At 72.7% G+C, this 24,464-nt stretch carries 17 protein-coding genes; 8 read left to right on the top strand and 9 right to left on the bottom strand.

The annotated features are described in order from the left end of the window. Together ABZS51_RS37345 and ABZS51_RS37340 are read right to left on the bottom strand one after the other, a co-directional pair. On the bottom strand, positions 1-2,633 hold a 2,633-nt coding region (locus tag ABZS51_RS37345; protein WP_355451517.1), incomplete at its 3' end, for an AAA family ATPase. A gap of 53 nt (positions 2,634-2,686) precedes the next feature. Next, positions 2,687-3,142 carry a GNAT family N-acetyltransferase gene (locus ABZS51_RS37340; RefSeq protein ID WP_355451514.1) on the bottom strand — a complete coding sequence of 152 codons (456 nt, stop codon included), beginning with the start codon at positions 3,140-3,142 and terminating at the stop codon, positions 2,687-2,689. Positions 3,143-3,206: 64 nt separating this feature from the next. Between ABZS51_RS37340 and ABZS51_RS37335 the strand changes: the two genes are divergently transcribed. Next, positions 3,207-3,713 (top strand): DUF402 domain-containing protein, encoded by a 507-nt coding sequence (locus ABZS51_RS37335; protein ID WP_310711218.1) that lies wholly within the window; start codon positions 3,207-3,209, stop codon positions 3,711-3,713. A 31-nt stretch (positions 3,714-3,744) separates the two neighbouring features. On the opposite strand, the gene ABZS51_RS37330 is transcribed toward ABZS51_RS37335, so the two are convergent. The 4 genes from ABZS51_RS37330 to ABZS51_RS37315 are packed head-to-tail and all read right to left on the bottom strand — an operon-like array spanning position 3,745 to position 9,469. Beyond that, positions 3,745-4,881, bottom strand: a complete 1,137-nt coding sequence (locus ABZS51_RS37330; protein WP_355451510.1) for an acyl-CoA dehydrogenase family protein — start codon at positions 4,879-4,881, stop codon at positions 3,745-3,747. 6 nt (positions 4,882-4,887) lie between these two features. Further along, positions 4,888-5,799 carry a hydroxymethylglutaryl-CoA lyase gene (locus tag ABZS51_RS37325; protein WP_355451507.1) on the bottom strand — a complete coding sequence of 304 codons (912 nt, stop codon included), beginning with the start codon at positions 5,797-5,799 and terminating at the stop codon, positions 4,888-4,890. Continuing rightward, positions 5,799-7,892, bottom strand: coding sequence for a biotin carboxylase N-terminal domain-containing protein (locus ABZS51_RS37320; RefSeq protein ID WP_355451504.1), 2,094 nt, complete (start codon positions 7,890-7,892; stop codon positions 5,799-5,801). The genes ABZS51_RS37325 and ABZS51_RS37320 overlap by 1 nt, the downstream gene beginning before the upstream one ends. Before the next feature lie 8 nt (positions 7,893-7,900). Then, positions 7,901-9,469: a carboxyl transferase domain-containing protein gene (locus ABZS51_RS37315; protein WP_355451501.1), complete on the bottom strand. Its 1,569-nt coding sequence runs from the start codon at positions 9,467-9,469 to the stop codon at positions 7,901-7,903. Positions 9,470-9,533: 64 nt separating this feature from the next. Between ABZS51_RS37315 and ABZS51_RS37310 the strand changes: the two genes are divergently transcribed. After that, positions 9,534-10,142 (top strand): TetR/AcrR family transcriptional regulator, encoded by a 609-nt coding sequence (locus ABZS51_RS37310; protein WP_355451498.1) that lies wholly within the window; start codon positions 9,534-9,536, stop codon positions 10,140-10,142. A gap of 147 nt (positions 10,143-10,289) precedes the next feature. Further along, the gene (locus ABZS51_RS37305) at positions 10,290-10,676 is read left to right on the top strand and encodes a hypothetical protein (RefSeq protein WP_355451495.1); all 387 of its coding nucleotides are present in this window, start codon (positions 10,290-10,292) and stop codon (positions 10,674-10,676) included. Positions 10,677-10,733: 57 nt separating this feature from the next. On the opposite strand, the gene ABZS51_RS37300 is transcribed toward ABZS51_RS37305, so the two are convergent. Beyond that, positions 10,734-12,104 carry a hypothetical protein gene (locus tag ABZS51_RS37300; RefSeq protein WP_355451492.1) on the bottom strand — a complete coding sequence of 457 codons (1,371 nt, stop codon included), beginning with the start codon at positions 12,102-12,104 and terminating at the stop codon, positions 10,734-10,736. Between the two features lie 196 nt (positions 12,105-12,300). Here ABZS51_RS37300 and ABZS51_RS37295 point away from each other — a divergent pair, with 196 nt between their 5' ends. The 3 genes from ABZS51_RS37295 to ABZS51_RS37285 all read left to right on the top strand — a co-directional run bounded on the left by ABZS51_RS37295 (position 12,301) and on the right by ABZS51_RS37285 (position 16,926). Further along, positions 12,301-14,520, top strand: a complete 2,220-nt coding sequence (locus ABZS51_RS37295; protein ID WP_355451489.1) for a thiamine pyrophosphate-dependent enzyme — start codon at positions 12,301-12,303, stop codon at positions 14,518-14,520. A gap of 131 nt (positions 14,521-14,651) precedes the next feature. Then, positions 14,652-15,635 (top strand): LacI family DNA-binding transcriptional regulator, encoded by a 984-nt coding sequence (locus ABZS51_RS37290; RefSeq protein WP_310711228.1) that lies wholly within the window; start codon positions 14,652-14,654, stop codon positions 15,633-15,635. After that, a complete protein-coding gene (locus ABZS51_RS37285; RefSeq protein WP_355451486.1) occupies positions 15,622-16,926 on the top strand; it encodes a protein kinase in 1,305 nt (434 codons plus the stop codon). Before ABZS51_RS37290 ends, ABZS51_RS37285 begins: the two co-directional genes overlap by 14 nt. 9 nt (positions 16,927-16,935) lie before the next feature. Here ABZS51_RS37285 and ABZS51_RS37280 read toward each other — a convergent pair whose 3' ends face one another. Both ABZS51_RS37280 and ABZS51_RS37275 read right to left on the bottom strand, forming a co-directional pair. Next, positions 16,936-18,534 (bottom strand): cellulase family glycosylhydrolase, encoded by a 1,599-nt coding sequence (locus ABZS51_RS37280; RefSeq protein WP_355451483.1) that lies wholly within the window; start codon positions 18,532-18,534, stop codon positions 16,936-16,938. Between the two features lie 7 nt (positions 18,535-18,541). Beyond that, entirely contained in the window at positions 18,542-21,223 is a 2,682-nt protein-coding gene (locus ABZS51_RS37275) for a glycoside hydrolase family 48 protein (protein WP_355451480.1), read from the bottom strand. Between the two features lie 286 nt (positions 21,224-21,509). Between ABZS51_RS37275 and ABZS51_RS37270 the strand changes: the two genes are divergently transcribed. Both ABZS51_RS37270 and ABZS51_RS37265 read left to right on the top strand, forming a co-directional pair. Further along, positions 21,510-23,510, top strand: a complete 2,001-nt coding sequence (locus tag ABZS51_RS37270; RefSeq protein WP_355451477.1) for a glycoside hydrolase family 6 protein — start codon at positions 21,510-21,512, stop codon at positions 23,508-23,510. 189 nt (positions 23,511-23,699) lie between these two features. After that, positions 23,700-24,341, top strand: coding sequence for a sigma-70 family RNA polymerase sigma factor (locus tag ABZS51_RS37265; RefSeq protein ID WP_355451474.1), 642 nt, complete (start codon positions 23,700-23,702; stop codon positions 24,339-24,341). Positions 24,342-24,464: the final 123 nt, after the last annotated feature.

Raw genomic sequence — 24,464 nt, 5'->3', positions numbered from 1 at the left:
CGGGCCGCCGCCTCCTGCCGCTCGCCGCACGCCAGCGCCGCCCGCGCCGCGTCGGCGAGGGTCAGCGCCTCGGAGTACGGCTGGCGCAGCGCCGTCCAGGCCGCCACGGCCTCGTCCCACGCCTGGAGCCGCCGTCCGGCGCCGCCCCCGGCCTCCGCCCCGTCCGCCGAGACGTCACCGCCCGCCGGGTGAACCGCGCCCTCCAGGGCAGCCCCACGGGACGAGCCGGGGCCGAGGCCCGTCAGTGCGGTGAACGTCAGGTGGTGCGCCCGCTGCACGGCCCCCTGGACCCTCGTCGACCCCGCCGCCGCAACAAGCTCCGGTGGCAGCGGCTCGCCCAGCCTGGCGACGGTCACCAGGAGCGGCCACACGTAGCGTGGCCCGGCACCCGGGACGTCGTCCCGCAGGGCCCGCACGGCCGCCTCCCGCGCCTCGTCGGCCCGGCCGCGCGCCAGCAGCAGGCTGATCTCCCTCTCGGCCTGCGGCAGCATGGTCTGGTCGCGGAACACACCGCGCGACACCACGGCCCGGACCCGGTCGAGCAGCTCCTCGGCCCGGTCGAGCTCCCCGCGGGCCAGCGCGATGTCCATGCCCATGCCCTGGAGGCTGGCCTGGTACGGCGGCGGGGGCACGAGGTCGAGCGCGTGCTCGATCACGTCGAGGGCCTCGTCCCACCGCCCGAGGGACACCAGCGGCTCGACCAGGTTGATGGACAGGAACGCGCCCGAGGTGCGGGCCACGCCGTACCGCTCCGCCTCGGCGACGCCTTCGCGGGCCACCTGCGCCGCCCGCTCGTGCAGTCCGGCGCCCTCCAGCGTGTCGGACTCGGAGATGGCACAGGCGAGCAGCGCGTTGTAGGCGTCGGCGCCGAGCGCGAGCCGCCGCGCCTCGGCGAAGCCGCCGAGGTGGGCGTCGACCTCGGAGTAGTCGCGGCAACGGGCCCAGGTGAGGGCGATCAGGGCGCGCGCCTCGACGGTGGGGTCACCTCCCTGGCGCGCCAGGTCGATGGCCTGCTGGGCGGTGGCGATCCTCTCGGGCCACAGGTCGGTCGCGTGGAGCATGCGGGCGAGGTTCTCCATGACCTGGGCGCGCAGCCTGATCGGCCCGTCCGCCACCAGGGCCGCCGCCTGGCGCAGGTCGTCGATGTGGCCGGACCGGCCCAGGTCGTAGCGGATGATGCCGCGCTTGCGCAGCAGACGGGCGGCCCGGATCGGGTCGGCGTCGGGGTCGAGCTCCTTCATGGCGGCTCCGGCCAGGGCGATGCCGCGCTCGTACTCGCCCGCGACATGAGCGACGGTGACGGTCCGGTAGAGCACGTCGACGTGGTCGCAGCCGATGCGCTCGGCGGCGTCGGGGACCTTGTCCCACAGCTCCAGGACGCGGGACAGCATGCGGAGCTGCTCGCCGTACGCGGCGGACCTGCGGGCGGCGTCGGCGGCCGCCCATGCGCTGACCAGCGCCCAGGTGGCGTCGTGGGCGGAGTGCCAGTGGTGGGCCAGCTCGATCGCGCCGCGCGGGGCGGGCAGGATGGACGGGTCGCGCTCCAGCGCCTGCGCGAACCGGGTGTGCAGGCGGGTGTGCTCGCCGGGCAGCAGGTCGTCGTGCAGGGCCTCGCGGATCAGCGCGTGGCGGAAGGAGTAGCCCTCGCCGTCGACCACGAGCACGTTGCCGGCGACGGCGGGGCGCAGGGCGCTCGACAGCTCGGCGTCGTCGAGGCCCGACACGGCCGTCAGCAGCGCGTGCTCGATGCGCTGGCCTCCGGCGCTGGCCACGCGCAGCAGCTCCTGCGTCTCCTCGGGCAGCCGCTCGACGCCTGCCAGCAGCAGGTCGCGCAGCGACTCGGGCAGCGCGACACCGCCGCCGGCCTCGCTCAGCAGCGCCTCCACGAACAGCGGGTTGCCCTCGCTGCGCGCGTAGATCATCTCGATGTCGGTGGCGTTCGGCTCGCGCTCCAGGATGCTCGCCGCCTGCTCGACGACCTCCCGGCGGGTGAGCCTGCGCAGCTCCATCCGGCTCACCCAGCCGACCCGGCCCAGCTCGGCCAGCAGCGGGCGCAGGGGGTGGGTGCGGCGCAGCTCGTCGGTGCGGTAGGTGACGACGATGAGCAGGCCCGCGTCGGAGCGCTGGTAGCGGACCAGGAACGACAGCAGGTCGCGGGTGGAGCGGTCGGCCCAGTGGGCGTCCTCGATGACGAGGACCACCGGCTGCTCCTCCGCCAGCCGTTCGAGCAGCCCGAGCACCTGCTCGAACAGCCGGGCCCGGGCCTCCGCGCCGTCGCGGTCGGGCTCGCCGAACTCGGGCAGCAGCCGGGCCAGGCCGCGGGTGGTGCCGCCGGGCACGAGCGCGGCGACGCCGTCGCGGCCCCGCTCGCGCACCAGGCCGCGCAGCACGGCGCTGAAGGGCGCGAACGGCAGGCCCTCGGTGCCGAGCTCCAGGCAGCCCCCCACCAGCACCAGCGCGTCGCCGGCCCGGCCGGTGAACTCCTCGACCAGCCGCGTCTTGCCCACGCCGGCCTCGCCCCCGACGAGCACGGTGGACGACGCCCCGGCACGGACGCGGGACAGGGCGTCGCCGAGCGCGGCCAGCTCGCCCGCCCGGCCGACGAACAGCGGGCTCACCATGTGGATCGTCACGCCCTACAGGATGCCATCAGCCCCCGACCGGACGAGCCCGGCCGTACGACTCCCTACCTGAGCATCTTGCGGAAGAACGCGGCCGACTCCTCGTACCCGAGGGCGTGGTAGAACTCCGGCGCCCGCCGGGTGGCCATCGCCACGTACCGGGCGCCGCGCGCGCGGGCCCATCGCTCGCACTCCTCCAGCAGCGCCCGCCCGATGCCCTGCCGTCTCGACCCGGGCCGGACCATGGCCTCCTCCACCCAGGCGACCGGCCCGTTGGCGAACAGGGTCAGGTGCGCGAATCCGAGCAGGTAGCCGTGGACCCGCCCGCCCATCACAGCGGCGATCAGCAGGGCGTCCTCGTCGCCCAGCAGCCGCGGCAGCGCCTCGTCGAACGCGTCGCGCTCCGGCCGGAACGTCGTCGCGAACTCCCGGGCCAGCGCGAACAGCTCGTCCGCGTCGGAAGCCCCGGCGCGCCTGATGACCGGCTCTCCCGCCGCCCCCACGGTGTCGATCGACGTCATGATCCTTACCGTATGTCGGTCCCTCCCCTGGGCGGCACGCGGGACGTGGGTTAGCGTTCCGGGCGTGAGCGAGATCATGGTCGTGTACCGCAAGTACGGTGGCGCGCTGCACTGGCACCACCGGGGGACGCTCCTCGGTGAGGACGAGCACGGCGCGTGGGTGGGGGTGCCCGACGGCACCCTGGCCCGCAAGGGCACGGACCCGCCGGTCAGGTGGGAGACCGGGATCGTCATGCTGTTCCCGCGCGACGCGTGGTGGACGGCGAGCTTCCACGTCCCGCCGCACCGGACGGACGTGTACGTGGACGTCACGACGGTGCCCGAGTGGCGCGAGGGTGAGGTCACCATGGTGGACCTCGACCTGGACGTCATCCGGATGCGCGACGGGCGGCTGTTCCTGGACGACGAGGACGAGTTCGCCGAGCACCAGGTGCTGCTGGGCTACCCGGCGGAGGTGATCGCCCGGGCGGAGGAGACGGCCGCCATGCTGATGACGGCCGTCGGCTCGCGTCAGGACCCGTTCGGCGGCGCCCACGAGAAGTGGTTCACCCTGGCCCGGCGACCCGGCTGAACCTCCCGGGCCGGGCGGCTCGCGGAACGGGTCAGAGGTCGCCGAGGCCGAGCTGGCGGGCGATGAGCATGCGCTGCACCTCGCTCGTCCCCTCGCCGATCTCCAGGATCTTGGCGTCGCGGTAGAAGCGGCCCACCGGGAACTCGTTCATGAACCCGTACCCGCCGAAGATCTGCGTGGCGTCGCGGGAGTTGTCCATGGCGGCGTTCGACGAGACCAGCTTGGCGATGGCCGCCTCCTTCTTGAACGACTCCCCGGCCAGCATCCGCTCGGCCGCGTGGTAGTAGGCCAGGCGGGCGGTGTGGGCCCGGGCCTCCATGTCGGCGATCTTGAACTGGATGGCCTGGTAGTGGCCGATCGGGTGGCCGAACGCCCTGCGGTCCCGTACGTGGCGCAGGCACTCGTCCACGCAGCCCTGCGCCAGCCCGACACCGATGGCGGCGATGGCGACGCGCCCCTCGTCGAGGGTCCGCAGGAACTGGGCGTAGCCGCGCCCGCGCTCCCCCAGCAGGTTGGCGGCGGGCACCCGGCAGTCGCCGAAGGCCAGCTCGCGGGTGTCGGAGGCGTTCCAGCCGACCTTGGAGTACTTCTTCGACACCGTGAACCCCGGCGTGCCGCTCGGCACGAGGATCGTGGAGATCTCCCGCTCGCCGGTGAGGGCCGCGACGGCCACCACGCCGGTGATGTCGGTGCCGGAGTTCGTGATGAACGCCTTGGTCCCGTTGATCACCCATTCGTCGCCGTCGAGGACGGCCGTGGTCCGCATGCCGCCCGGCACGTCCGAGCCGCCGCCCGGCTCGGTCAGGCCGAACGCGCCCAGCGTCTCGCCCGTCGCCAGCCTGGGCAGCCACTCCTGGCGCTGCTCGGGCGTGCCGAACCGGTAGATCGGCATGGCGCCCAGCGACACGGCCGCCTCCAGGGTGATGGCCACGCTGGAGTCGACCCGGGCCAGCTCCTCCAGCGTCAGGCAGAGGGCGAAGTAGTCGCCGCCCATGCCGCCGTACTCCTCCGGCAGCGGCAGCCCGAACAGGCCCATCGCGCCCATCTGCCGCACGATGCCGTACGGGAACTCCTCCCGCTCGTAGTGCTCGCCGATCACCGGGGCGACGACGTCGCGGGCGAACGCCTCGACGGTCTTGCGCAGCTCTTCGTACTCGCCGGTCAGCATGGGTGGTCAGCCTTTCGAGAGGGCCTGGACGACGCGGGACGGGCTGGGCCGGCCGAGCAGCCGGGCCAGCCAGGTGCTGGTCTCCACGAGCCGGCCGAGGTCGAGCCCGGTCTCGACGCCGAGGCCGTCGAGCATCCAGACGAGGTCCTCGGTGGCGAGGTTGCCCGTGGCCGACTCGGCGTACGGGCAGCCGCCGATGCCGCCCGTGGACGCGTCGACGGTGGTCACTCCGGCCCTGAGCGCGGCGAGCGTGTTGCCGAGCGCCTGGCCGTACGTGTCGTGGAAGTGGACGGCGAGCCGGTCGGGCGAGCCGAACGCCTCGATGAGCGCGGTGACGTGACCGGGCGTGGCGACGCCGATGGTGTCGCCGAGCGACAGCTCGTGGCAGCCGAGCCCGAGCAGCCGCTCGCCGACCTCCACGACCTGCCGGACGGGCGTGGGGCCCTCCCACGGGTCGGCGAAGCACATGGAGACGTACGCGCGGACCCTGACGCCGCCCGCCAGGGCGCGGGCGACGACCGGCTCGAACATGTCGAACTGGCTCTCCAGGCTGCGGTTGAGGTTCTTGGCGGCGAACGTCTCGGTGGCGCTGGCGAAGACGGCGATCTCGTCCACGTCGCGGGCCAGCGCCCGCTCCAGGCCGCGCTCGTTCGGGACCAGGACCGGGTAGCGGACGCCGGGCCTGCGCTCGACCCGGGCCAGCAGCTCGTCGGCGTCGGCGAGCTGCGGCACCCACCGGGGGTGGACGAAGCTGGTCGTCTCGATGATCTTGTGTCCGGCGTCGGCGAGGCGGTGGACGAACTCCGCCTTCGCCTCGACGGGGACGACCGCGGCCTCGTTCTGCAGGCCGTCGCGCGGGCCGACCTCGTAGACGGTGACGTGGTGGGGCAGACCTTCCAGTCCGTACGGCCGGCGCATCAGGACGCCTCCTCGGGTGCGACCGCGGCGTCCCGCGTGACCGGGGCCTCGGGGACGACCACGGCCAGGACCGCGTCCATGTCGACCGGGCGGCCGGCCTGGGCCGGCAGCTCGGTGACGCGGCCGGCGTGCGGGGCGGTGACGGTGTGCTCCATCTTCATGGCCTCCACGATGAGCAGCGGCTGGCCCTCGGCGACCTGGTCGCCCACCTGGGCCTTGACCACCAGGACGGTGCCGGGCATGGGGCTGCGGACGACGCCGTCGCCGGAGCCGGCCGCGCCGGGGCGGTCGCCGGGGTCGCCGATGAGGTGGCGGGTGAACGCCCACGCGGCGCCGTCCGCGGCGAGCCAGAGCGTGTCGCCGTCACGGGCGTGCGTGTAGTGGCGGGTGCGCCCGCCGAGCGTGACGGACAGCCGGGAGCCGTCCTGCAGGATGCGCGCGGGAGTGGCCCGGCCTGAGTCGTCGCCGGGCAGCCGGGCCTCAGCCTGCTCCGCGGCCCCGCTCGTACCGGAGGGGCCGTACGGCAGGCCGCGCACCTGGACGGCGCGCACCGCGCCGCGCGACTCCAGCCGCCACGTCGTCCACGCCCGCTCACCGACCCGCCAGCCGTCGGCGACGTCCCACGGGTCGGCGCCCGGCGCCTGAGCGGGGTCCCACCGGCCGGCGCCCGGGGGCCGGGCGGCGTTCCCAGGGTCGGCGGCCGGGGGCCGGGCGTGGAAGGCGAGCGCGGCCGCGGCCAGGGCCTCCGGGGAGGGCTCGCCGGTGAGCGGCAGGCCGGGCAGGGCCCGCTCGACCAATCCGGTGTCGAGCTCGCCGGCCACGACCTCGGGGTGGGTGAGCAGGGCGCGCAGGAACGGGACGTTCGTGGTGACGCCGAGCACGGCGGTCCTGGCCAGCGCCTGGTCCAGCCGCCGCAGCGCCGCCTCCCTGGACGGGGCCCAGGCGATCACCTTGGCCAGCATGGGGTCGAACTCGCTGCCGACGACCATGCCCGTGGCCAGCCCCGAGTCCACCCGCACGCCCTCGCCCGCGGGCTCGTCCAGGGCGAGGACGCGACCGCCCGTCGGCAGGAAGCCGCGCGCCGGGTCCTCGGCGTAGACGCGGGCCTCCACCGCGTGCCCGCGCAGCCGCACGTCGTCCTGCGCGAACGGCAGCGGCTCGCCCGCCGCCACCCGCAGCTGGAGCTCGACCAGGTCGAGGCCGGTGACCAGCTCGGTGACGGGGTGCTCGACCTGGAGGCGGGTGTTCATCTCCATGAAGTGGTGCTCGCCGGTCGTGCCGTCCACGATGAACTCGACCGTGCCGGCCCCCGTGTAGCCGACCGCGCGGGCCGCCTCGACGGCCGCCGCGCCCATGCGGGCGCGCAGGTCCGCGTCCACGAACGGCGACGGCGCCTCCTCGACGATCTTCTGGTGGCGGCGCTGGAGGCTGCACTCGCGCTCGCCGAGGTGGACGGCGCCGCCGTGCGCGTCGGCCATGACCTGGATCTCGATGTGGCGCGGGTTGGCGACGTAGCGCTCGATGAGCAGCGTGTCGTCGCCGAACGCGGCGCGGGCCGTGCGGCGGGCGGACTCGATCGCGTCCGGCAGCTCGGCCGCCGAGCGGACCAGGACCATGCCCTTCCCTCCACCGCCGGCGGAGGGCTTGATCAGGGCGGGGAAGGCATTCCACGCGGCCAGCGACTCGGCGGGCTCGGCGGCGCCCGGGACGACGGGCACGCCGGCGGCCGACACGGTCGCCTTCGCGCGGATCTTGTCGCCCATGGCGTCGATGGCCTCGGGCGGCGGTCCGACGAAGACCAGCCCTGCCTCGGCGCAGCGGCGGGCGAAGGCGGCGTTCTCGGCGAGGAACCCGTAGCCGGGGTGGACCGCCTGGGCGCCGGACGCCTGGGCCGCCGCGACGATCGCCTCCATATCCAGATATTTCGGGATCTGGAGGGCCAGGTCGGCGTCCCGCACGTGCCGCGCCCCCGCGTCCGAGGCGGTGTACACGGCGACCGAGGTGATGCCGAGCGCCCGCAGCGTGCGGACGATCCGCACGGCGATCTCACCCCGGTTGGCGACGAGGACGGTGTCGAACAGCGTAGGACTCATGCGCGCGGTCACATCCGGAAGACGCCGTAGCGGACGGGTTCGAGCGGGGCGTTGGCCGCCGCAGACAGGGCCAGGCCGAGGACGGTGCGGGTGTCGACGGGGTCGATCACGCCGTCGTCCCACAGCCGGGCCGTCGAGTAGTACGGGTTGCCCTGGTGCTCGTACTGGGCGCGGACGGCGTCGGCGTCGGCCGAGCCGACCGTGGTCAGGACGTTGGCCGCCTGCTCCCCGCCCATGACGGAGATGCGGGCGTTGGGCCACATCCACAGGAAGCGGGGCGAGTACGCCCGTCCGGCCATCGCGTAGTTGCCCGCCCCGAACGAGCCGCCGATGACGACGGTGAACTTCGGCACCCGGGCGCAGGATACGGCGGTGACCATCTTGGCGCCGTGCTTGGCGATGCCGCCCGCCTCGTACGCCTTGCCGACCATGAAGCCGCTGATGTTCTGCAGGAACACCAGCGGGATGCCGCGCTGGTCGCACAGCTGGATGAAGTGGGCGCCCTTCATGGCCGACTCGCTGAACAGGATCCCGTTGTTGGCGACGATCCCCACGGGGTGGCCGTGGAGATGCGCGAAGCCGGTGACGAGCGTCGGGCCGTACTCGGCCTTGAACTCCAGGAACCGCGAGCCGTCCACGATCCGGGCGACGACCTCGCGCACGTCGTACGGCTGCCGGGTGTCGCCGGGCACGATGCCGTACAGCTCGCGCGGGTCGTGGCGGGGCTCCTCGGGCACGGCGACCGGCCACGGCCGGGGCGCGCGGGGGGCCAGGGTGGAGACGATGTCGCGGACGATGGCCAGCGCGTGGGCATCGTCGGCGGCCAGGTGGTCGGTGACGCCGCTGACACGGGCGTGCAGGTCGCCGCCGCCGAGCTCCTCGGCCGTGACCTCCTCGCCGGTGGCCGCCTTCACCAGCGGCGGGCCGCCGAGGAAGATCGTGCCCTGGTCGCGGACGATGACGGCCTCGTCGCTCATCGCGGGGACGTACGCGCCGCCCGCCGTGCAGGAGCCGAGAACGGCGGCGATCTGCGGGATGCCGAGCGCGGACATCGTGGCCTGGTTGTAGAAGATGCGGCCGAAGTGCTCCCGGTCGGGGAAGACCTCGTCCTGCCTGGGCAGGAACGCGCCGCCGGAGTCGACGAGGTAGACGCAGGGCAGGCGGTTGTGCAGCGCCACCTCCTGCGCGCGCAGGTGCTTCTTCACGGTGATCGGGTAGTACGTGCCGCCCTTGACCGTGGCGTCGTTGGCCACGACCACGCACTCCCGGCCGGAGATCCGGCCGACGCCGGTGATGATGCCGGCGGCGGGGGCCTGGTCGTCGTACAGACCGGCGGCGGCGAGCGGCGACAGCTCCAGGAAGCGTGAGCCGGGGTCGAGCAGGCCGTCGACCCGGTCGCGCGGCAGCAGCTTGCCGCGCTCGACGTGACGGCGGCGCGCCCGCTCGGTGCCGCCCTGCGCCGCGATCGCGAGCCGTTCGAGCAGCTCGGCGGCGAGCCCCTCGTTGCGCTCGGCGTTGCGCTTGAAGTCCTCGCCGCCGGGATCGGCGGACGACCTCAACACGGGCCAGTCGCTCATGACTCCCCTCTCGTCCTGTTCGAGATGTTAGTCACCGTTAACGTAACCGTCTAGCATGTGAGACGTGACGACCGCCCGTACCCCTACCCGCAATCGCGGCAACCGGCGCGCCGAGATCCTCGACGCCGCCGCCCGGCTGTTCGCCTCCCGCGGCTTCCACGGCGTGTCCATCGAGGACATCGGCGCCGCGGTCGGCGTCTCGGGCCCGGCGCTCTACCGGCACTTCGCGGGCAAGGAGGCCCTGCTGGCCGAGCTGCTGCTCGACGTCAGCTCCCGGCTGCGCGAGTCGGCCGCCGCCGTCGTCACCTCCGCCGCGACACCCGCCGCCTCCTCCGCCGAGACGCTGAGCGCGCTGCTCGACGTGCAGATCACCTTCGCCCTGGAGCAGCCGGCACTGATCACCGTGCACGACAGGGAGCTGGGCAACGTGCCGGAGCCGCACCGGCGCCGGATCCGCCGGCTGCAGCGCCTCTACGTCGAGGAGTGGGTGACGGTGCTGGCGGAGCTGCACCCGGCCTGCCCGGCCGCGCGGCTGCGCGCCGCCACGCACGCGGTCTTCGGGCTCCTGAACTCCACCCCGCACAGCGCGGGAGAGCTGCCGGCGCGCGACATGCGCCCGCTGCTGCGCGCGATGGCCCGGGCCGCCATCGACGCCGCCGTTAACGCCCGCTAACACCGCCGCCTCTCGTACCGCACCAAGGAGTACACACTTTCGGATTCGGAGTGCGACGGAGCCATGACTCACTGTAGTGTTCTCCTCGAGTGAGCGGCAGGCAGGGAGCGACGACCAACTCCGTCACCTCCGTGAAAGGAATCTCCAATGCTCGATCTGCGTATGGAAGTGGATCACCTCAAGGGCAGGGTCGACGCCCTCGAGGCGCGCACGTTCAGTGGCGTGCCGGACATGAGCATCGCCGAACGGTTCGACCAGGTCCACGACCGCGTGGACCTGGTGGCGCGCAACATCCTCGACAAGATCGATGAGCGCTACACCCAGCTCGACACACGCATCGACGAGACCCAAGCCGAGATGAGGCGCGGGTTCGAGGCGATCGACCGGCGGTTCGACGGGATCGACCAGCAGTTCAAGGCGATCGACCGGCGGTTCGAACGAGTGGAAGGGCACGTCTCGCACCTCAGGACGGACGTGTCCGACATCAAGGCCATGCTCATGAGCCTGGGGGCGAAGGCGCCCGAGAACGTCTGACACCCACGTGAGGCCCGGGGGGAGCGCCCCGGGCCTCACGTGCCGTGCGAACGGGAGCTACCGCTTCACGACGCGGACGTAGTCCGAGCGGCCGGTGTCGCCCCACGTGTCGTCGTCGCCGGCGAAGACGAGCTTCCACGAGCCCGACTTCCACGCCTTGACCTTGGTCGACAGCTTGCCGCTGTCACTGGACCACGTGGTCTTGACGTACTGCCAGGAGCGCGAGTGGGCGGGCTTCAAGTACAGCGCCACCTTGCCCGCGTACCCCTCCCAGGTGCCCTCGTCGTCGATCTGCAGCAGGCCCTTGACCTTCAGGTACTTCCCGCGCTTGACCGGCTCCGGATAGGCGTTGAACGCGACGACGCGCGTGTCGGCCTTCTCCACAGGCGGCGGGGTGGGCTGGACGACCCGCACCCAGTCGGCCTGGCTCGCCGAGCCGTCGAAGCCCCTGGTACCCCGGTAGACGGCACGCCACCAGCCCGACCCGGTGGCCGTCGCCGATGCCGCGAACCGGCCGTGGCGGCCGGTCACGTCGCTGGTGACGTACTCCCAGCGGTCGGAGCCGCGGGCCTTGAACTGGACGGCCACCCGCTGCCCGGGCAGGCCGTGTCCGCCGGAGCGCAGCGAGCCGTCGAAGCGGAGCGCGGCGCCCTTGTCTACGGGCTCGGGAGTCGCGTCGAAGCCGTTGATCGCCGTGCCGCGGTCGCGGACCCGCACGTCGACCCGGTCGGTGTCGCTGACGGAGGCCGCGGCCTGGCCGTTGCCGCCGAACTCGGCCCGCCACCAGCCGGTGGCGTCGGCGGCGACGCGGGCGGCGAAGCCACCGCCCGCGCCGGTGGTCGCCTCGGCGACGTGCCGGTAGGCGTCGGTGCCCTGCTCGCGGAAGGTGATGGTGACGGACTGCCCGGCGTACCCCTTGCCGTCGGCGAGAAGCGTGCCGGAGACCTTGAGCGCGTCACCGCGGGAGACCTGGTCGGGGTCGGCGTCGAAGTCGACGATCTTGGTGTCGAGCGCCTTGCGGACCTCGAACGTCCCGGTGACGGACTTCTCTCCCGAGGAGCCCGAGCCGTGCGCCACGGCCAGGATGTTCCACGTGCCGGCGTCCTTGGCCTCGAACGCGCGGGTGCCGGTCCACTTCGTCCACTGGCCGAACGGCTTGGCCGTGAGCGTGACCGGACTGCCGGCGCTCACGCCAGGCGGCTTGAGCTGAAGCTCGGTGGAGCCGGCGTCCTTGGTGGTGAAGGAGAAGGTCGCCGTGACGGCCTTGTCGAAGACCACGATCGGCGACCCGGGGCTGACGCTGACCTTGGAGACGGCGGGCACCGTGGAGATCGCGGGTGCCGCGGCGGCCGAGGCGGCGGGGGCCATGACCAGGCCCCCGGCTCCCATCGCGAGCACGATGGCGGCCGTACGGATGCGTTGTAACATGCGGGTTCCTTCCAGAGACCCCAATGGTTCAACGCGGCAAGTGAGGGTGCCACGTTTTCTCTCAGTAGACGCACAGGAACCCGTCAGTGTTCACAAATCTGACAATCTCGCATAGATCACCGTCAATCGGACCGGTCCAGAACATGCCGCCACCGACGAGCAGACGCGGGCGGCGGCAGGGGACATAATCGGGCTTGTGGCGCGGGACACAGTTGAGACTCACTTCATCCAGGCGGCGGCGGCGTTGACGGCGGCTCCGGTCAGGGATCCGGCACGCCCCATCCGCGACGGCAGCTCGCTGACCGGCGATCAGGCCAGGACCCTGTTCCATCGCCAGCTCGACAGCCGGCTGCTCGACATCGCCGCTCGCTGGCTGCGCGAGCGCGACGAGGGCTTCTACACGATCGGCTCGGCCGGCCACGAGGGCAACGCGGCCGTGGCCGCCGCCCTGCGGCCCACCGACCCGGCGCTGCTCCACTACCGCTCCGGGGCCTTCTACCTGACCCGCTCCGAGCAGGCCGGGCGGCTGCCCGACCAGGGGCTGCGCGACGTCCTCCTGGGCCTGTGCGCCGCCGCCGAGGAGCCGATCGCGGGCGGCCGGCACAAGGTCTTCGGCCATCCCGACCTGGCGATCATCCCGCAGACCTCGACGATCGCCAGTCACCTGCCGCGCGCGGTGGGCGTGGCCTTCGCCATCGAGCGGGGCCGGGCGCTCGGCGTGCGGACGGCCTGGCCGGAGGACGCGATCGCGGTGTGCAGCTTCGGCGACGCCTCGATGAACCACGCCTCCGCGCTGACCGGCTTCAACACCGCCGCCTACGCCACCCACCAGGGGCAGGCGATGCCGATCCTGTTCGTCTGCGAGGACAACGGCATCGGCATCAGCGTGCGCACCCCGAAGGGCTGGGTGGAGGCCGCGGCGCGGCGCCCCGGCGTCGCGTACTTCTCCGCCGACGGCTGTGACCTGGTCGAGGCCCACGACGCAGCCGTGCGGGCCGCCGAGCACGTGCGCACCCACCGCTCCCCCGCCTTCCTGCACCTGAGGACCGTGCGGCTGATGGGTCACGCGGGCTCCGACGTCGAGTCGGCGTACCGTACCCAGCGCGAGTTGCGCGCCGACCTGGAGCATGACCCGCTGGTCGTGGGCGCCCGCCTGCTCGTCGAAGCGGGCCTGGTGACGCCGGAGGAGTTGCTCAGGAAGTACGAGTCGACGCGCGAGCACGTGCTGCGCATCGCGCTGGAGACCACGCGCGCGCCCCGGCTGGGCTCGGCCGCGGAGATCATGGCTCCGCTCGCGCCGCGCCGCCCCGAGCTCATCGCCAAGATCGCCCCGGTCGCCGCCGAGCCGTCCGTCAGGGAGCGGGCCTTCGCCGGCACACTGCCCGAGGGCGAGAAGCCGATGACGCTCTGCCAGTCGATCAACCGCACGCTGGCCGACGCACTGGCCGTCCACCCCGAGATGATGGTCTTCGGGGAGGACGTCGCCAAGAAGGGCGGCGTCTACGGCGTGACCCGCGGCCTGCAGAAGCGGTTCGGCCCGGGCCGCGTGTTCGACACCCACCTCGACGAGCAGGCCATCCTGGGGCTGGCGCTCGGGTCGGGGGTGTCGCGGATGCTGCCGGTGCCCGAGATCCAGTACCTGGCGTACCTGCACAACGCGCTCGACCAGATCCGCGGCGAGGCCGCGACGCTGTCGTTCTTCTCCAGGGGCGCCTACCGCAACCCGCTGGTCGTGCGGGTGGCCGGCTACGCCTACCAGAAGGGGTTCGGCGGCCACTTCCACAACGACAACGCCGTGGGGGCGCTGCGCGACATCCCCGGGGTGGTCATCGCCTCGCCGTCGCGGCCCGACGACGCCTCGGCCATGCTGCGCACCTGCCTGGCGGCGGCCCGCACCGAGGGGTCGGTGTGCGTGTTCCTGGAGCCGATCGCGCTCTACCACACCAAGGACCTGTTCGAGGACGGCGACGGCGGCTGGCTGGCGCCGTACACGCCGCCCTCGCGCTGGAGCGAGACCCACGTGCCGATCGGCCGGGCGCGCTCGTACGGCGACGGGCGGGACCTGACGATCGTGACCTTCGGCAACGGGGTGCGGATGAGCCTGCGGGCCGCCGTGCGGCTGACCCAGGAGGGCTTCAGCTGCCGGGTGCTCGACCTGCGGTGGCTGGCGCCGCTGCCCGTCGAGGACCTGCTGCGGGCGGCGGAGCTGACCGGCAGGGTGCTCATCGCCGACGAGACCCGCCACACCGGCGCGGTGTCGGAGGGCATCGTGGCCGAGCTGGTGGACGCCGGCTTCTCGGGGCAGATCGCCCGGGTCACGTCCTCCGACAGCTTCATCCCGCTCGGCGGCGCGGCGAACCACGTGCTGCTGTCGGAGGAGGAGATCGAGCAGGCGGCCCGCAAGCTGCTGGGATGACCTCCGGCGCACCCGTACGGCCGGTGCGGCGACCTTCACTTCCTGACCGGGCTCGTGACTGCATCTGTTAACAGGCCCGAAACACTGGTAGTTTAGGGAGCGCTCCCAATAGATCTTGGGCGAGGTGCGCCGTGACCGATTTGCCCACGCTCGCACAGGTAGCGGCCGAGGCCGGGGTCTCCCAGGCCACTGCTTCGCGCGTATTGACTGGCACGGTCAGGGTCAGCACGTCGACCCGCCGTCAGGTCTACGACGCGATGTCACGCCTGGGGTATGTGCGCCACCGGGCGCCCCGCGGCGCTCCGGCGCGCCGGGCGGCCGGCGGGGTGGCGGTGGTGATCTGCGACCATCTCCACCGGCTGTTCTCCGATCCGTACTACGCGAGGTTCCTGTCGGCCGGCGGCGACGCGCTGGCCGAGCTGGGCCTGCCGATGATGGTGATGACCGTGCCGCCCGCCGACCCGGGCATGCTGCCCACGCTCGCGTCCGGGGCCGACGGGGTGCTGCTGATCGCCGCCCGCAAGCAGCATCCGGTGGCGATCACGCTGTCCACCTCCGGCATCCCGGTACGCGGGATCGGACGGCCGCCCGACGACGTCAAGGTCCCGTACGCCGACGTGGACAACCGCGACGGCGCCCGGCAGGCGGCCGAGCACCTGTTGCTCAGCGGGCGCCGCTCGATCGGCGTGATCGCCGGCCCGCCGACCCTGCCGGCCGCGCAGGACCGGCTGGAGGGCTTCGTCGGGACGCTCCGGCAGGCCGGGGCGACCGACGTGCCGGTGGCGTACGGCGACTTCGGGCTGCCGTCGGGCACGCACGCCATGCAGTGGCTGCTGCGGCGCTCGCCCGGCCTGGACGCGGTGTTCGCCGCGTCGGACCTGATGGCGGCCGGCGCGATCAACGCGCTGGCCCGCGCCGGTCGCAGGGTGCCGGACGACGTCGCGGTGATCGGGTTCGACGACTCCCCCGTGGCGCGTCGCACCGTGCCGGCGCTGACCACGGTGCGCCAGCCCGTGGAGGAGCTGGCGATCCTCGCCATCCGGCTGCTGCTGTCCGGGACCGTGTCCGTCAACCCGATCCTGCCCGCGGAGCTGATCGTCCGTGAATCAGCATGAGCCGGGGGACGTCCTGGCCCGTCGTTACGTGCTGCTGGAGCGCATCGCCCTCGGCGGCACGTCGGTGTTGTGGCGGGCGCGGGACGCGTCGCTGGAGCGGCTCGTCGCGGTGAAGGTGCTGCAGGACGAGCGGGAGCTGGCGCGCAGGGAGGCCAGGACCACCGCCCGGCTGGAGCACCCGGACGCGATCGAGATCTACGACTACGGCGAGACGGTCACGGCGCACGGCCGGGTCGCCGCGTACGTGGTGATGCGGCTGCTCGACGGCGTGCCCGTGGCCGAGCGCCTGTCGGCGGGGCCGCTGCCGTGGCAGGAGGCGGCGGCCACGGCGGCGCGGATCGCCCGGGTGCTGGAGTCGGCGCACCGGCAGGGCATCGTCCACCGGGACGTGTCCGCGGAGAACGTGCTGCTCACCGGCTCCGGGCCGAAGCTGCTCGACTTCGGCATCGCCGCCCCGGCCGGGGACCCGGACGACCAGCGGGGCACGCCGCCGTACGTCTCGCCGGAGCGGCTGGCCGGCGCGCCCGTCCACCCGGCCGTGGACGTGTACGCGCTCGGGGTGCTGTTCTTCGAGATGGTCACCGGCGCCCCGCCGTACCCGGAGCGGACGTGGGAGGAGCTGGAGACGGCGCGCCGGAGCAGGCCGTGCCCGCGCCCGGCAGGGGTGCCCGGCGAGCTCGCGCTGCTGTGCCGGCGCTGCCTCGACCCGTCGCCCGCGCGGCGGCCCACGGCGGGCGAGGTGGCCGACCAGCTCACGGCCGCGCTGCGCCGCTCGGCGACGCGCCGCAGGCTCAGGTACGGCCTGGCGGTGCTGGCTCTGGCGCCGGTCGCGGGGACGGTGCTGTGGCTCGGACCGCGGGCCGCCGAGCAGGAAACCCGCGTGCCGTCCGGCCCACCTTCGGCGGTGGCCGAGCCACAGCCCCAGGAGACGCGCGCCGACCTCCCAGCGGCGGCGCCCCTGGTCTCCTCGTCGCCCCTGGTCACCTCCTTGCCCGTGGTCACCTCCTTGCCGCTGGCCTCATCGTCGCCGCGGTTCACGTTCGCGGCGCGCCCCCACCCCCGCGCGCTGGACCGCTTCCACGACGAGCTGGCCGCGGGGGCCGCGGCCGGCCGGATCCGTCCTGACGTGGCGCTGGACCTGCGTCAGACGCTGGCGCACGTCACCTCGCGCGGCGGGATCGCGGAGGTGCGGCGCAAGCTCGGCGACCGGCTGCGGGAGGGAGCGGTGGAGCCGGGCCTGCGCGGCGACCTCGACGCCCTGCTCGCCGAGATCGCCGCCGCCTTCCGTTAGGGGGCCGGGTCAGGGGGTCCGGGAGCAGGACAGGGCAGGAGCGGTGTTGGTGCCGTTCCAGCTGCCCAGGAACCCGAACGTGGCCGTCCCGCCCGCCGCGATCGCGCCGTTGTGCGACTCGTTCGCGATCGTGTACGGGCTCGCCGTCTGGCCGGTCCGGGCGTTCCAGATCTGGGTGATCCTCTGCCCGTCGGCGAAGGTCAGAGTGACCGTCCAGCCGGTGGTGGGCGTGCTGCCGCGGTTGGCGACGGCGACCTGCCCCTGGAATCCGCCCTGCCAGCTGCCGACCTGACTGTAGGTGGCCGTGCAGCCGCCGCCGCCCGTCCCGCCGGTGGTGGTGACCGTCACCGTGTTCGACACCGCCGAGGTGTTGCCGGCCGCGTCACGCGCCCGCACCTGGAAGCGGTACGTCGTGCTCGGCGACAGGCCCGTGGCGGTGAACGACGTCGTGGCGGACGTGCCGACGACCGCGAACGAGCCGGTGGCTCCGGCCCGCAGCACGTCGTAACCCGTCACGCCCACGTTGTCCGTGGACGCCGACCACGACAGCCCCGCCTGAGCCGACGTCACGCCGGACGCCGCGAGGCCCGCGGGCGCCGTCGGCGGGCTCGTGTCCGTGGAGCCGCCGTAGATCGTGGCCTCTCGGGCGGTGGCCCGGATGCCGTTGGCGCCGTTGAACAGCCGCTCACCCCACGCGGTGAGGCGGGTGGCGTCGAACGCGGTGACCTGGTCGAGGTACTCCACGCCGCCGCCGTTGCCGCTCCACGACCATCCGAGGTAGCCGATGCCCCGGGCCTGCGCCTGGGCCATGATGGTGTCCTCGTCGGGGTCGCCGTCGGAGTGCATGTTCCCGAACTCCCCGATCACCAGCGGCAGGCCGGCGGTCCGGAAGGCGTCCAGGTAGGCGTTGATCTCGGCGGCCGTGTCGTAGACCCCGTACATGTGCACGGAGAAGACCGTGTTCTTCTGCGGGTCGGCGTTGAGCACGGTCGCGGCGTTGTCGCGCATCTCCCCCTTCCAGTCCTGGCCCCAGGCGGGGGCGTCGACCATGAGCAGGTGCTGGAACCCGGCGGCGCGCATCCGGGTGATCGCGGCCGAGGTGGCCTGTGCCCAGCCGGGGGTGACGGCGTTGTTGCCGATCGGCTCGTTGCCGAGGTTGATGATGACGTGGTTCTCCTGGCCGGTCAGCACGCTCCGCAGGCCGATCCAGTAGGTGACGGCCTGGTCGAGCGTGTAGGCGCCGCTCTGCTCGCCGTAGCCGGTGGTGTCGTGGTCCTCCAGCACGCAGATCAGCCGGTTCTGCTTGCACAGGGCGATCACATCGGCCACGTCGGCGGCCGAGTTGGCGGTCCACCGGCCGCCGCTGAGCACGACGCGGACGGTGTTGGCGCCGTGCGCCTTGATGCCGGCGAACGAGCCGGTCTCGTTGGGATACCAGGTGTGCGCGTGGCTGGTGCCCCGCATCACGAACGCGCTGCCGTTCGCCTCGACGACGCGGGTCCCGCTGACCCGCAGACCGGTCGCCGCAGAGGCCGGCCGCGGGATCAGCAGGATCGCGCCCACCAGCGCGAGCAGCACGATCAGGCTCGTGGTGATGGGTCGGGTCATGGAGCGGTCATCCGTTCGGGAAGAGGGTGCCGTAGTCGGCCGCGGCCATGGCGATGTCGGCCTGCGCCCAGAAGCGGTGGTAGGTGAAGGACGGCGCCGAGCCGCCGTTCAGGTAGCTCTGGACCTTGGACCAGTCGGGGTCCTGCTTGTAGAAGGAGCGGATGTCGAGGAACGTCTTGCCGGAGCTGATGACGTCACCGTTGGGCATGGTGCCGGTGTAGTCCGGCGGGATGTACAGGCCGGTGTTGGTGGCGTCGTTGTGCGGGTCGTCGAAGCGGTTGTAGTCCTCGCGGGTCTCGCTCACCGCGGCGCCCTTGGCGTCCTTGTGGGTGAGGATGCCGTCGATGAGGTTCTTGGCCCCGGCCTTGGCGGTGGCGCTGCCGGACTTGGCGGCGTACCAGGCGAGGGTGCGGGCGTAGGCGGCGGCCACGCCGACGTCGTTGGTGGTGTTGACCACGGTGACGTGCAGGCCGGGGTTGGGGCCGGGGACGCCGCCGCCGCTGTAGCTGGCAGCGGGGGCGCCGGTCCACGTCATGTCGTTGGGGATGCGGTAGTTGCCGCCGGCGCCGAACGTGGTGTTGGCCAGCGCCCACGGCACCCACTTGTCGAGGATGGACTTGGCCTTGGCGTCACCGGTGACGTAGTAGTACTCGGCCACCCGCTCCAGCGACCACGCCTGGAAGCCGAACCACCGGTTGCTCGGCGGGTCGTGGTAGACGGGCTGCTGGTCGTAGGCCCAGCCGTAGAAGCTCGGCGTGCCGGCGGGCGGCGCCGCGTAGGACCCGTTCCAGCTGTTGGTCGCGCCGCCGGCGATGCCGCCCTCGGCTGACTGGAGCCACAGGTAGGAGTCGAGCTGCCGGTTCAGGCTGGTCTGCCAGTCGGAGGCGGCCGTCGGCGACTGCGGGCGCAGCGAGGCGGGGCCGGAGGGCGACAGGACCCAGGCGGCCAGCGGGTTCTGGTAGCCCTGGTGCCAGGAGCTGGAGCCGACCCGCCACGCCCAGGCGCCGCCGTTGTCGCCGCCCCACGCGTAGTACCAGGTCAGCAGGTACGAGGAGCTGCTCTTGCCGGTGCCCGGCGTGCAGGAGGGCGAGGTGCAGCCGGGGTTCTTGAAGTACTTGTCGTAGAAGGAGTAGCGGAGGAAGTCACCCATCTTGGCGGCCTTGGACAGGGTGGTGGACAGCTGCGCCTGCTTGCCCTGCGCGGTGGCCCAGGTCAGCGCCCAGTACGCGGCCTGCACGGCGCGGGCGTCGGCGTCGGGGGCGTTGGTGTAGCGCCACTGGTTGGCGCCGCCGCCCTGGATGAACAGCGGCGGGTAGCCGGCGCCGGACTTGCCGTAGCGGCCGGTCTCGCACGACGGGTGCGCGACGGTCTCCCAGGTCGACTCCTGCGGGCCGCGCTGGAAGGTGTTGATGTAGGTGACGCGCTTGGTGTTGTCGCCGCACTCGCTGAGGCTGGCGCCGCGGCCGGTACCGTAGCCGTAGACGTCGTCCACGTCGAGCAGCCAGTGCATGCCGTAGATGTTGCGGTTGCCGTACGTGCTCTGCAGCTCGTTGGCGAGCGGGTCCTGGCCGGCGACGACGCCGGTGTCCAGCGCCACCGGGTAGCCGCTGGGCTGCGGCTTCTCGGGCGCGTAGTCGGCGGGGTCGCTCGGGTTGTAGGTGGAGGAGCCGCCCGGCTGGCCCGCGGCCGACGGGATGATGTACTGCTCCATCACGTTCCAGGCGTTGTTGAACGGCGCCCAGTTGCCGGTGACCCTGCCGTACTGCGCCTCCAGCCAGAGCCAGAAGCTGAACGCCTCGGACGTCGTCTCGTGGCCCTGGTCGGGGGCCTCGACGATGAGGGTCTCGACGGAGTGGTACGGGATGCCCTCGGGCGAGAAGTAGCCGTTGGCGGGGTCCTTGAGCTTGTTGTACTGGTTGGTGAACTCGGTCAGGTACGAGTTGCTCTGCGGCGCGTCGTCGTCGGCCTCGGTGGCGGTGACCGCGACGCTGGTCAGGCCGGTCGAGGCGACGGTGATGGGCCGCGTGCCGTTGGTGGTGTCGCTGTCCTGGGCGGCCGACACGGTGACGTTCTGGACGGTGTTCCAGTTGGCCGAGGTGAAGGTCAGGCTCGCGCCGGAGGTGACGGTGAGGTCGGCGTCACCGCTGCCGGCGGTGGAGGTGACGGTCACGTTGGCGGAGGGCTGCTTGGCCAGGCGGACACCGTAGGTGGCGCTGGAGCCCTCGGGGACGATCACCGCCGCCGGGCTGACCTGGATGGCCTGCTGCCCGGGGTCGGGGCCGGGGCCGCTGCCCCCGCACGTCACGCCGTTGATGGCGAAGGTGGTGGGGTTGGTGTTGGTGCCGCTGTAGGAGCCGTTGAAGCCGATGGTCCACTGGGCGCCGGTGGCCTGGCTGCCGTTGTAGCTGAGACTGGTGGCGGTGACGTTCTGGCCGGACTGGCTCCAGTTGGCCTGCCAGCCCTGGGTGACCTGCTGGCTGCCCGGCCAGGTGTAGGTCAGCCGCCAGGAGGTCAGCGGATCGCCGGTGTTGGTGATGGTGACGTTGGCGCCGAAGCCGCCGCCGCTGTCCCACGACTTCACGTACGTGACCGAGCAGGCCACCGCGGCCATGGCGGTGCCCGCGCCGGCCAGCGCCGTGGAGATGGACAGGACGAGGACGGCGAGCGCGGCGAGGAGACGATGTCTCATGAAAGTCCTCTCGGAATGGGAGCGCTCCCAACACGCTGGGGTTACGCGGATGTTAAGCGCGCGCCGATGCGCCGCCCAGGAGAGGTCCGCGAGAGGGCGGCGGTTTCCAGGTCGGGACGGGCGTGACCGTGAAAGTTTCACCGCTCGGCCTGCGGGGTGACGGGCCGGGATGAAAGTTTCACGGCTCTGGTGCGGGTTCGGGGCGCCGTCTCACCGGAATCTGTACACGGATGTGAATCCGGGCTATGGATGGGAGCGCTCCCACCTTCTGAGAGGACCCCCCCACATGAGAAACCGCCTTCTCGTCGCGGTGTGCGCCCTGTTGACAGGGCTCGCCACGGCGCTGATGTCGGCAGCACCGGCGCAGGCCGCCGTCGCCTGCTCGGTCACGTACGCGAAGACCTGGGACAGCGGCAGCGGCTTCGGCGCCAACATCACCATCACGAACACGGGTGAAGCCCTCAGCTCCTGGCGGCTGACCTACGCCTATGGCGGCAACCAGCAGGTGTCGCAGGGCTGGCAGGCGAACTGGAGCCAGTCCGGCCAGAACGTCACCGCGTCGAGCCTCAGCTACAACGGCAGCCAGGCCACCGGCGCCCAGTGGACCATCGGCTTCAACGGCTCCTACAGCGGCACCAACACCAACCCCACCACCTTCGCCATCAACGGCGTGACGTGCGGGGGCAGCGGCCCCGGACCGGACCCCGGCCAGCAGGCGCTCCAGGTGACCCCGACCGCCCTGAGCGTGCCCGAGGGATCCAGCGCCACCTACGCCGTACGCCTGGCCACGCAGCCGTCGGCGAACGTGACCGTCACCTCCACGGCGGGCACCGGTGACAGCAACCTCACCGTCACGGGCGGCGCCACCCTGACCTTCACCTCGGCCAACTGGAACACCCCGCAGAACGTCACCGTCTCGGCCGCCGAGGACAGCGACACCACCAACGGCACGCGGCCCATCACCGTCGCCTCCAGCGGCCTGACCAGCGTGACCGTCACCGCGACCGAGGCCGACAACGACACCGGCGGCGGCACCGGCCACGTCGACAACCCGTACGCCGGGGCCACCGGCTACGTCAACGCCGACTGGTCGGCCAAGGCCGCGGCCGAGCCCGGCGGCTCGGCGGTCGCCAACATCTCGACCGGCGTGTGGATCGACCGCATCGCCGCCATCGCCGGCACCGGCGGCGCCAAGGGTGTGCGCGCCCACCTCGACGCCGCCCTCACCCAGGACGCGGCCAACGGCAGCGCGCCGCTGACCATCCAGTTCGTCATCTACAACCTGCCCAACCGCGACTGCTCCGCGCTGGCCTCCAACGGCGAGCTGCTCGTCTCGCAGAACGGCCTGGCCCGCTACAAGACCGAGTACATCGACCCGATCGCCGAGATCATGGCGGACCCGAAGTACGCGGCCCTGCGGATCGTGACCGTCGTCGAGATCGACTCGCTGCCCAACCTGATCACCAACACCAACCTGGCCAAGTGCGCCGAGGCGCAGTCGTCCGGCGCGTACGTGCAGGGCATCCAGTACGCGCTGAACAAGCTGCACGCCATCCCGAACGTCTACACCTACCTCGACGCCGCCCACCACGGCTGGATCGGCTGGTCCAGCAACTTCGGCCCGACCGCGGACCTCATGGCCTCCACCGCCCGCGGCACCACGGCCGGCTACGCCAGCGTGGACGGCTTCATCACCAACACCGCCAACTACTCCGCCCTGACCGAGCCGTACTTCACGGTGGGCACCACCGTGAACGGCACGTCCGTGCGCCAGTCGAAGTGGCTGGACTGGAACGACTACGTGGACGAGCTGACCTTCGCCCAGGCGTTCCGTAACGCGCTGGTGTCGAAGGGCTTCCCTTCGACGATCGGCATGCTGATCGACACCTCCCGCAACGGCTGGGGCGGCTCCGCCCGGCCCACTGGTCCGAGCACCTCCACGAACGTGGACGAGTTCGTCAACCAGTCGCGCGTCGACCGGCGCATCCACGCCGGCAACTGGTGCAACCAGAGCGGCGCCGGCCTCGGCGAGCGTCCGCGCCCCAACCCGGCGGCCGGCCTCGACGCGTACGTGTGGATCAAGCCTCCGGGTGAGTCCGACGGCTCCAGCACCGCGATCAGCAACGACGAGGGCAAGGGCTTCGACCGGATGTGCGACCCCACGTACACCGGCAACGACCGCAACGGCAACAACCTGACGGGGTCGCTGCCCAACGCGCCGCTGTCCGGCCACTGGTTCTCCGCCCAGTTCCGGCAGCTGCTGCAGAACGCGAACCCGCCGCTGTAACCCTTCCCGGTAAGACCTTCCCGTAGGTCTGGTACGGCCCCGGTCCCGCTCCCGTCGGCGGGCCGGGGCCGTACCCTTTCCGGGACGCGTTCCCCGGGCGTGAAAGTGATCGGGCGGATCGGGCGATAAGAGATGTCGGCAGATCGCGTCCGGAGGGTGGCAGATGACGGGGGAAGCATCGTGACGGCGTTGCCGTGGCCAGATGCGCGGCCTGACTCCGGGCGGCCTGATTCCGGGCTGCCTGAGTCCGGGCGGCTGGACTCCGGGCGGCTGGACTCCGGGCGGCTCGATGACGCCGAAGCGTTCGCGGCGGTGTTCGACGCGTGCTTCGGCGAGATCCACGCGTACGTCGCGCAGCGGCTCGGTCCGGACCACGCCGAGGACGTCGTCTCGGACGCGTTCCTCATCGCCTTCCGCAAGCGCGGCCAGTACGACCCGGCGCGCGCCACGGCGCGGGCCTGGCTGTACGGCATCGCCACCCGGCTCGTCGGCCGGCACCGCCGCCAGGAGGCGCGGGCGCTGCGGGCGCTGGGCCGCTACGGGTCCGAAGCGGAGAGCGCGCCGGGGCACGAGGAGCGGGTGAGCGCGCGGGTGAGCGCGCAGAGCCTGCGGCCGGAGCTGGCGGCCGCCCTGGCCGGGCTCGCCTCGCGTGACCGCGACGTGGTGCTGCTCGTGGCGCTGGCCGGGCTGAGCCACGAGGAGATCGCCACGGCCCTCGGCATCCCGTACGGGACGGTGGGCTCGCGGCTGAGCCGGGCCCGGCGCAAGCTGCGCGAGGCGCTCGGCGGCAGCAACCCGATGCTGGAGCTGGAGGAGGCCGGCCGTGGATGAGCTGGAGCTGGTCCGCGACCTGTACGGCGAGCCGCCGCGGCCGGACCCGGAGGTCAGGGCCCGGGTGCGGGCCCGGCTGGAGGAACGGCTGGAGGAACGGCGCCCCGCGCGGGGGCGGGCGCC

The organism is Nonomuraea sp. NPDC005501 (assembly GCF_040605905.1).
Taxonomy (GTDB): Bacteria; Actinomycetota; Actinomycetes; order Streptosporangiales; family Streptosporangiaceae; genus Nonomuraea.
Note: the sequence above shows the minus strand (reverse complement) of the source record. Positions and strands in the feature narration are given on the sequence as shown.

Excerpts from the sequence above, each read along its gene's own strand:
- ABZS51_RS37340 (WP_355451514.1), bottom strand. The coding sequence starts at position 3,142 with ATGACGTCGATCGACACCGTGGGGGCGGCGGGAGAGCCGGTCATCAGG.
- ABZS51_RS37330 (WP_355451510.1), bottom strand. The coding sequence starts at position 4,881 with ATGCTGACCGGCGAGTACGAAGAGCTGCGCAAGACCGTCGAGGCGTTC.
- ABZS51_RS37325 (WP_355451507.1), bottom strand. The coding sequence starts at position 5,799 with ATGCGCCGGCCGTACGGACTGGAAGGTCTGCCCCACCACGTCACCGTC.
- ABZS51_RS37320 (WP_355451504.1), bottom strand. The coding sequence starts at position 7,892 with ATGAGTCCTACGCTGTTCGACACCGTCCTCGTCGCCAACCGGGGTGAG.
- ABZS51_RS37315 (WP_355451501.1), bottom strand. The coding sequence starts at position 9,469 with ATGAGCGACTGGCCCGTGTTGAGGTCGTCCGCCGATCCCGGCGGCGAG.
- ABZS51_RS37305 (WP_355451495.1), top strand. The coding sequence starts at position 10,290 with ATGCTCGATCTGCGTATGGAAGTGGATCACCTCAAGGGCAGGGTCGAC.
- ABZS51_RS37300 (WP_355451492.1), bottom strand. The coding sequence starts at position 12,104 with ATGTTACAACGCATCCGTACGGCCGCCATCGTGCTCGCGATGGGAGCC.
- ABZS51_RS37280 (WP_355451483.1), bottom strand. The coding sequence starts at position 18,534 with ATGACCCGACCCATCACCACGAGCCTGATCGTGCTGCTCGCGCTGGTG.
- ABZS51_RS37275 (WP_355451480.1), bottom strand. The coding sequence starts at position 21,223 with ATGAGACATCGTCTCCTCGCCGCGCTCGCCGTCCTCGTCCTGTCCATC.
- ABZS51_RS37270 (WP_355451477.1), top strand. The coding sequence starts at position 21,510 with ATGAGAAACCGCCTTCTCGTCGCGGTGTGCGCCCTGTTGACAGGGCTC.